Origin of the sequence: Nocardioides psychrotolerans, assembly GCF_943371775.1 — a bacterium.
Taxonomy (GTDB): Bacteria; Actinomycetota; Actinomycetes; order Propionibacteriales; family Nocardioidaceae; genus Nocardioides; species Nocardioides psychrotolerans_A.
The window spans coordinates 38,636-45,822 of record NZ_CALRWD010000030.1 but is presented as its reverse complement, the minus strand read 5'-3'; the positions used below and the strand labels follow the sequence as shown (position 1 = coordinate 45,822).

Below are 7,187 nucleotides of genomic sequence, written 5' to 3'. Positions count from 1 at the left end.
ACGACACCACGAGAGGGCTGTTACGGACCGGGGAACGCGCAGACTCGTGGCCCCGGCAGGGTCAGCGGAGGAAGACCCCGAGGCCCTCGATGCGGACCTGCTTGCCGTCCAGCGTGCGGATCGTGATGGTGCCGTTGCGCGGTGGGGAGAACCGCTCGATCGGGATCAGCACCCGCCGCGTGAGCCGTGCGGAGTCGAGCGACACGCGGCCGATGCGACGCTCGCCGAGGAAGACCTCGACGCGGCCGAAGCCGGGACCCGTGGTCGCCACGAGCGCCACCCGGGTGGTGCGCTTGACGGCGTAGCGCAGCTCGAGGCCTGCCTTGCGGGTCACGACGTAGACACCCCGGTGGGCGCGGGCGTCCTGCTTCAGCGCCCACCCGGCGTCGCGCTTGAGCGTCGTGGCGCTCAGCGGGACGGAGAAGAGCCGCTTGGCGGGGGTGCGGTCCACGGCCCCCGTCGAGCTGGTGGCCGCCACGGCGAACTGGTGCATCCCGGGAGCCAGCTTCGTCAGCGCGACCTCCGCCCGGCCGCAGTCGAGGGCCTTGCGGTCCAGCGCGCACCGGAAGGTCGAGCCCGCGGTCGAGGAGGCGTAGCGCACCGTCGTGCGGTCACCCACGAGGAAGCCGTTCTGCGCCACCCCACCGGTGATGGTGGTCTGCGGCGCGGATCCACCCGGAGGCGGAGGCGGCGTGGCGCCACCGGTGATCGCGAAGTCCGCGTCGCTGAGGTCGAAGAAGTAGTTGTCGACGGCCTCGACCTTGATCCGGGCCTTGGTGGTCGACACCGACGGCCAGGTGATCTCCTCGGCGCCGTCGTTGGGCGTCGAGGCGGCGAGCACGGTCGGGAAGGTCAGACCGCCGTTGGTGGACAGCGAGATCTTCACGTTGGGCGCCAGGGTCTCGGCGTCGGTGCCGGCGACGTCCCAGGTGACCTCCTCCTTCTCCCCGGCCTTGGCTGCCACGCTGTCCGCGGCAGCTCGCGAGGTCACGAGGAACGGGCCGGCAGCCGGGTCGAGGGTGAGCGTGATGTCGTCGAAGGACGCTCCACCACCGCTGGGGTTGCCGTCTCGCGCCGTCAGGCGGAAGTTGAGGGCGCCGGAGAACTGCGCATAGGCCGCCGTCGGCAGGAACTCGGAGAAGCAGTCGAGAGTGTCTCCCGTGAGCGCATCGATCGGCAGGCCGACCGGGGGTGGGCACGCGCCCGTCTCCGCGTTGGTGGCGCCGGCCAGGATCTGCTGCACGTCGGGGAAGGTGCGCGAGGGGTTGCCGTCGGCGAGGTTCTGCCCCGGGGACGGAGACTCGAGCGCCGCCTCGGCGCTGACGTCGGCATCACGGCCGAACACCCGGAAGAGCGGGCCGTCCACCTTGAGGTTGTCGCCCAGCAGCGTCCCGAACAGCGGATTGATGCCCGGGTCGTTCTGCTCCCACAGGTAGGTCAGCGACGTGCCGGCATCCGCGTCCGTGCCCGAGCCCGTCAGCGTGAAGGGCGTCTGCACGGGGATCGTCTTGTCGGCCGGGGCGACGACCGTCGGAGCACGGTTCGTCGTGACCACGCGGGTGCCGCCGTTGGTCTCGGGACCGCCGTTCTGGATGACGCCCACGAAGCCCGTGACGCCACCGGTCGTGGTGCCGATGCCGAGCCGCTGCACGTCGGCGGTGCCCACGAAGTCGACGGTGAAGCCCTCGGGCCCCACCGCGCTGGCGCCGTCGTAGCCCGTGACCGTGCTGGCCTTGCCGGTGAGGGTCAGGATCGCGGCCTGCAGGCCGGCCGCGTTGTACGTCGTGCCCTGCGTGATCGTCACTGGCGTGACCCCGGGGTAGGTCAGCTGGAAGGTGTCGCCGGCGTCGAGCCCCTTGAGGTTGACGACCTGCTGCTCGGCGAGCATCCCTGGAGCGGCCGTCGCGACGGCCGTGATCTCGTCGATGCTGCGCTGGGAGAAGTAGGGGTCGGTGTGCGGCTGCAGGTCGTCGTTGAAGCAGATGCCGGCGTAGGCCTGGACCGACGAGCCGGAGCCCGGCTCGACCGAGGTCTCGGCGTTGCGGTTGATCCCGGCGCAGCTGCCGTTGGTGCCGTTGAAGGTGTGGTTGCCACCCATCTGGTGGCCGACCTCGTGGGCGAAGAAGTCGACGGCGTAGAAGTCGCCGTCGGGGGTGTCGAGGGCCGTGCAGCCGCCGGCCTTGTCGGCGCCCCCGACGACGCCGAGGTAGGCCACGCCGCCCGAGCCGGCACCGCTGCCGAAGTGGCCGATGTCGAAGTTGTCAGCGCCGACGATCTGGCCGGTGACGAACTTGTTGCGGTCCAGCACGTTGCCGCCGCAGGACTCGATCTCGTCAGCCGCGAAGCAGGCGTTGGCACCGCAGGGGCCGTTCACCCCGGTGGCCTTGGCCAAGGTGTCGAGGTTGAGCTTCTCGCTGCCGTTGACGAGGACGAACTTGATCGCCATGTCGTCGTTGTAGAGGTGGCTGGCCCGGTTGATGACCGTGACCTTCTCGGCGAGGACCCCGACGCCCTTGTCGGTGAAGTACTTGGCATAGCTCGGCTCGGTCACCCACGCCATCCGGTAGACGCGCTGCGCGACGACCTCTCCGGCTGCGGCCCGTTGGGCTGCCTCACCGGCAATGGCGTGAGCGCTCTCGTTGACGCCGATCTCGTTGTAGGTCTCCTCGTTGCGCGGCAGGTCGCGCGCGAAGTAGCTCACGTGCTCGGTGACCCCGCGGCCGTTGAAGGCCGGGTCGACGTACCAGGCCCGGTTGTGGTCGAGGTCGCGCACGGAGGCGTGGAAGCCGGCCGGGGTGAGGTCCATCCGGATGGTGCGGCTCGGGTCGACGGTGCTGCGCCCGGCGTAGGTCGTCAGCTCGGGGTGCCGCGCGGCGAGACCCGCCTCCATGACCGGGTCGGCGACGACCTCGAAGACCTCCACGGCCCCCTGGGGCGTGGGTACGCCGAAGCGCAGGGCCGGTGCGCCACCCACGGCCGCGCGGGCCGACGGCGCCCGCGAGAGCTCACGACGCGCCAGGTCGGTGTCAAGGCGCACCGCAGCGAACGCAGTGGGCGCCACACGGACCCGGTCGCCGGTCAGGTCGAGGTCCCGCAGCGTGGAGAAGACGCCGTCACCGGGAGCCAGTGGAGCCGCGGTCGGGCCCGGCCTCGCGGCCGAGGCCAGTGCTGCGGGCAGCAGCGCGAGGACGGCGGCCACCAGAGCCAGCACGAGGGAGAGGGCGATCGAACGGATGCGACGTGTGGACACGAGATGCTCCCAGGCAGGGCACGGAGGACGGACCTCGACGACCAAGGGGCCGTCGGGTGTCCAAACGACCCCGACCCGGAGCGGTTACGCGCAGGTGCTGGTGGACCTCGTCACGCAGCGGAGGCGACGACGTCGCCCTGGGCGGTGCGCACGTTGACCGAGATCGGGGTGGCGGCGAGTGCTGCCTCCTCGACGGCGACCGCCAGCGAGACCTCGCTCAGGACCTCTGACAGCGGGGCGTCGAGCGCTGTGCACAGCGAGGCGAGGAGCTCGGAGGAGGCTTCCTTCTGGCCGCGCTCGATCTCGGAGATGTAGCCCAGGCTGACCCGGGCCTCGGCGGAGACCTCGCGCAACGTCATGCCGCGCTGCATGCGGCGTGCGCGAAGCACGTCGCCCAGGAGCCGACGAAACAGCACCATGCGGGTCCCCTTCCCAGATCTGTGGCCGGTGAGTAGCCCCAACGCTACCGGAGAGGCGTTTCTTCCTGACGGAGGATCTCAGCAAGCGCCGACAATCCCTCCTCGCAGGTGCGTCGCTGCACGCTCGCACGCTCACCGGAGAGCTCCAGGGCGAGCACCTGGACCAGTCCAGGTCCGGCGACCGCGACGAAGACGGTGCCCGCGGGCTTGCCCTCCTGCTCCCCCGGACCGGCGACCCCGGTCGTCGCGATCGCGTAGTCCGCACCGGTCAGGCCGCGCACCCCGTCGGCCATCGACCGCGCACACTCCGCCGACACGACGCCGTGCCGGTCGACCAGCTCCTGCGCGACGCCGAGCAGCCGGACCTTGAGCTCGGTGGCGTAGGTGACCACGCCGCCGACGTACGTCTCCGAGGCGCCGGGGACCGCCGTGAGGCGGGCCGCCAGCTGACCGCCGGTCAACGACTCGGCGGTGGCCAGCGACGCGCCGCGCTCGCGGAGCAGCTCGTGCACGAACGCCGCGTCGTCCGTCCCTGTCCTGCGTCCGCGTGCCATGTCCTCGATCGTAGGAGCCGCGGAAGCACGGCGGGAGCCGACCCCGCAGGGCCGGCTCCCGTCGTACGTCGGGTGGTGCGGTCAGCGGACCACGCGGACCACGTGGGTCGTGGTGGTCTCCTCCACCTCGTCGTCACCGCTGTAGGTGATCGTCAGCTCCTTGTCACCCGTGCTGGCGAACTCCGGGAGCCGGACGGTGGCCGTGCCGCGCTCGAGCTGCACGGTGATGGGGTCGCCCTCGACCCCGCTGACCGTGATCGTGCCGGTGGGCCGGACACCCTCGGCAGCGACGGTGATCGTGAGCTTCGTGCGGGTCTTGTCGACCTTGACCTTCGGGGGCGTCTGCTTCACCGAGACCGTGGCGGGCAGCAGGACGGGCTCGTCGACCAGGTCCAGGCCCACGACGACGGGGTCGTGGTCGGAGGACCGGTAGGGACCGGGCTGGTGGAAGTTGGTCGCGTGGTAGTCGAAGCGGCTGTACTCCAGCGCCACGGACTCCCCCGAGTTGATGTTCCAGATGTCGGAGCCCGTGAAGCTGGCCTGGGCCGCGGTGTTGAGCAGCACGTGGTCGAGCGAACCCGAGAGACCGGAGAACGAGTACGAGTACTCGTCGTTGCCGCTCAGCACCTCGCTGTCGGCGTAGCCGGCGTCATAGAGGACCTGCATGGGGTCCTCCTGCGTGTAGGCGTTGAAGTCGCCCACGAGCAGGACCGACTCGGTGCCGGTCTCGTCCTGGACGGTCGGGACCCACGCCGCCAGGGCGGTGGCCTGCGCGACGCGGTCGGGGTTGGCGTTGCCCTGGCCGGTGCCGTCGTCGGCGCCGGAGCCCTTGGACTTGAAGTGGTTGACGACGACCATGAAGTCCTCGCCACCGCCCACGGGTGTGAAGGCCTGGGCGATGGGCTCACGGGCGTTGCCGAAGGCCTGGCCGTCCGCGCTCAGGGTGCCGAGCGCGCGCGCCTCGCCGAGCCGGGTGACCGCCGCCGTGCGGTAGATGATCGCGTTGGTGATGACGTCCTGCTCGGCGGGAGCGGGCAGCTCGGTCGAGGACGGGTTGGCCGCCCAGACCTGGGAGCCGGCCGCAGCGTTGAGCGCCGCGACGAGCGTGTTGGTGGCCTCGTCGGGGGTCTCCCCGAGTGCTGCGGAGTTCTCGATCTCCATCAGGCCGATCACGTCGGCGTCGAGGGCGTTGATCGCCGCCACGATCTTCTCCTGCTGGCGCTGGAGGTCGGCGGGGTCCCAGGCACCGCGCTGGTCGCAGCCACCGGCCACGTTGGTGCCGTCGCCGTCGCGGCCGTAGTAGCCCTCGCAGCCGGCGTCACCGACGTTGTCGTCGTCGGCGTCACCCAGGGTGGTGAAGTAGTTGAGCACGTTGAACGACGCGACCTGGATGTCGCTGGCGCCCTGGGCGTTCACCAGCGCCGTGTCGGGAGCTGCCGTCCGGGTGTCGGTGAACGTCGCGGGCGAGGTGGCGTTGTCCGGGCCGACGACGGTGGCCGTCGGCTGGAAGCGGTAGGTCGGCGCGGACGGCGAGCCGCCCTGGCTCAGGATCACCGGCGCGGTGATGGTCGTGGGGGCGCCCACGCGGACCGGCTCGGTGGTCGAGACGTACGGCGGCGTCTGGTCGCCGTTGAGCAGGCAGGGCGTGGGGCGGGTGCCACACGCGGCGGCCGAGAACGACTGCGCGGTGAAGTTGGTCGACGCGCCGTCGTCGAGCGTGATCGCCCGGGCGGCGTTGTCCGCGGCGACGGCTGCCGCCTCGGCGGAGCCCGCGTCGGCGACCTCGGTCGGCTGGATCAGCGGCTTTTCGCCGAGCGCCAGCCCGACCTCGCCGAACTGGTTGGTGGAGAAGGTGTTGGTGACCGTGAAGCCCGCGCCGGGGGCGTAGAGCATGCCCTCCAGCGACTCCTTCTGCGCGTTGCTGGCGGGCCATGCGGCGGTGGTGGCCGGGCTCGGCGCGACGGCCGGCTCGGTCAGCTCGACGATGTCGGCCGCAGCGCTGACGGTGACCTGCGTCAGGCCGGCGTACTCACCGGCGACACCGGTGACCTCGACGTGATCGCCGGGGGTGACGGTGACCGGACCGGCGGTGCGGTCCTGGTAGACGAAGAGGCCGTCGGAGGCGGTCTGCGTCGCGAGGTCGCGCGCGCCACCGGTGCCGGGGGTCTGCAGGTAGAACCCGAAGAAGCCGCCCGAGGGGTAGGCCGCGGTGACGACACCGCTGGTGATGACCGGGTCTCCGGCCAGCGGGGTGGTCGCTCCGGTGCCCTGGATCTCGGGGATCGTCTGCTCGGTCGGCTCCGCCGGGGGCGGCTCCTCGGCACCGGAGCCGCTGTTCTGCGGCGCGGGTGCCCCGACGGTGAACTCGGTGCTGTTGTCGTCGGCGTCGGCCTTGGTGCGGGCCGCCGAGGTCGTGCTGCCCAGACCGGCGGTCGGCGCCTTCTCGAAGGACGCCGCGCCACCGAAACCGACGAAGTCGACGATGCCCGCGCCCGTCGGCACGCTGCCGCCGGGAGGGGTGAGCGGCGCGGTCCCGTTGGAGAGCCACACCTGACCGGCGGAGCCGCTCATCGCGATGGTGCCTGTTGCGTCGGGGGTGGGCAGCGCCTGGGTGCCACCGGCGCCCTTGGCCTGCTGCACGAGGTAGTAGCCGCCGGGGGCGACAGAGCCCGACAGGGTGGTCACGGCGCCGGCGCCGGTCCCACCGGAGGAGCGGTACTGCACCGACCAGCCGTCCACGGAGACGGGAGCGCTGGTCGGGTTGTGGAGCTCGATGAAGTCGTGGGTCAAGGTGGCGCCGGAGTTGCCGCCGCCGCCGTAGACCTCGCTGATGACGAGGGAGGGGCTGACGGCCTGGGCCGGGGACGCGATCGCGAGGCCGGTGACGGCGACCGTGAGGCCGACGGCCGCGCCGAGGGCGCGGTGCGCAGTGGTCCTGCGCCTGAAGCTTTCGGGCATGACGAA

4 protein-coding genes are annotated in these 7,187 nt (G+C 71.6%); all 4 read right to left on the bottom strand.

What is annotated here, in order from left to right; genetic code table 11:
- Positions 1–61 precede the first annotated feature (61 nt).
- The 4 genes from AAG827_RS10710 to AAG827_RS10695 all read right to left on the bottom strand — a co-directional run bounded on the left by AAG827_RS10710 (position 62) and on the right by AAG827_RS10695 (position 7,181).
- Positions 62–3,250 carry a M12 family metallo-peptidase gene (locus AAG827_RS10710; protein ID WP_341925945.1) on the bottom strand — a complete coding sequence of 1,063 codons (3,189 nt, stop codon included), beginning with the start codon at positions 3,248–3,250 and terminating at the stop codon, positions 62–64.
- Between the two features lie 110 nt (positions 3,251–3,360).
- On the bottom strand, positions 3,361–3,669 hold the full coding sequence (locus AAG827_RS10705) for a helix-turn-helix transcriptional regulator (protein ID WP_309648046.1): 309 nt from the start codon (positions 3,667–3,669) through the stop codon (positions 3,361–3,363).
- 44 nt (positions 3,670–3,713) lie between these two features.
- Entirely contained in the window at positions 3,714–4,223 is a 510-nt protein-coding gene (locus AAG827_RS10700) for a CinA family protein (protein WP_341925944.1), read from the bottom strand.
- 81 nt (positions 4,224–4,304) lie between these two features.
- Complete coding sequence (locus tag AAG827_RS10695) at positions 4,305–7,181, bottom strand: ExeM/NucH family extracellular endonuclease (RefSeq protein ID WP_341925943.1); 2,877 nt, start codon at positions 7,179–7,181, stop codon at positions 4,305–4,307.
- Positions 7,182–7,187 lie beyond the last annotated feature (6 nt).

What these genes read in the sequence shown, in the direction of transcription:
- AAG827_RS10705 (WP_309648046.1), bottom strand. Translation starts at nt 3,669, where the DNA reads ATGGTGCTGTTTCGTCGGCTCCTGGGCGACGTGCTTCGCGCACGCCGC.
- AAG827_RS10700 (WP_341925944.1), bottom strand. Translation starts at nt 4,223, where the DNA reads ATGGCACGCGGACGCAGGACAGGGACGGACGACGCGGCGTTCGTGCAC.
- AAG827_RS10695 (WP_341925943.1), bottom strand. Translation starts at nt 7,181, where the DNA reads ATGCCCGAAAGCTTCAGGCGCAGGACCACTGCGCACCGCGCCCTCGGC.